This is a genomic window from Streptomyces sp. NPDC001709 (assembly GCF_053596375.1).
Map to the genome: position 1 here is coordinate 1 of NZ_JBSFGB010000157.1, position 1,037 is coordinate 1,037.

Sequence of the window (1,037 nt, forward strand, 5' to 3'; positions counted from 1 at the left end):
ACGAGTTGGTGCGTGATAGTGGGTGAGGTGTGTTTGCCTTGCTCACAGCCGTCTTCAGATGTTGGCCGTGCGGTCGGAGACGAGGCCGGCGATGGCTCGGTAGGTGTCGGGCAGGCGATCGCGGCGATGGGTCCAGCGGATCAGTTGCTTCCAGCGTTTGTGGTCGGCGAGGGCGTGTTCGACGGTGATGCGGTCGGATGAGTGGCCGTGGCGGTCGCGTTCCCACTGTTCGACTCTGCCGGGAAGTGCTCCCGGCCGGGGTTTTCTCGGCGGTGTGATCGCTTGCCCGCGGTGGTCGCGGCTCAGGCCGAGGTAGCCGTCGTCCATGAGGACCTCGACGTCGGGGAAGTGCCGGAAGCAGACGGCGATGCCTTCGTTGCGTGCGGCCGTGGCGTCGTGCATACGCCCAGGTCGCAGGGCATCGGCCCATAACGTGCGGCCTTGACCGTCGGCGACGACGGTGGCCTTCATGGTGTTCTGCTTCTTCTTGCCCGAGACGAACGCGCGTCGTCCGCCGCGGCCAGCCGGTGGCCGGCGGACCTGGATCTCGGTGGCGTCCAGGCGCAGCTCGATGCCTTCGGCCTGGGCATAGGCAAAGACATCCGTCAGCGTCCGAAGCCGCAGGCCTGGATGGTCGGGAACCGCGCACCCCCGCTCCGCCAAGAGCGTGCGCACCTCTCCGATCGCCCGGGTGACGGTGGACCGGTCGACGCCGAACAGCAGCCCCAGCACCGAGTGCGGCAGGTCGTGCCGCAGATGAATCAGCGTGGCCACCAGCCGATCGACGAACACCAGCTGATGACGGGCGCCGGCACCTTCGGCCCGCTTACGGACCCCGCCACGCGCAGCATGGCGACGACCCTCGACCCCGGCCTGCCACGGCTCGGCCAACTCATCGACCAAGCAAGCAAGATGATGCCGAGAGAGCCCCGTGAACAGCCGATGCGCCAGCACCGCCCGATTGACCATGATCGCCACAGCGGGATCATGCCATCCACCTGGCACGACACCTCACCCGCTATCACGCACCAACTCGT

At 67.4% G+C, this 1,037-nt stretch carries 1 protein-coding gene; it reads right to left on the reverse strand.

What is annotated here, in order from left to right:
* Nucleotides 1-54: 54 nt before the first annotated feature.
* Nucleotides 55-969 carry a transposase family protein gene (locus ACWC0C_RS48400; protein WP_450871561.1) on the reverse strand — a complete coding sequence of 305 codons (915 nt, stop codon included), beginning with the start codon at nt 967-969 and terminating at the stop codon, nt 55-57.
* Nucleotides 970-1,037 lie beyond the last annotated feature (68 nt).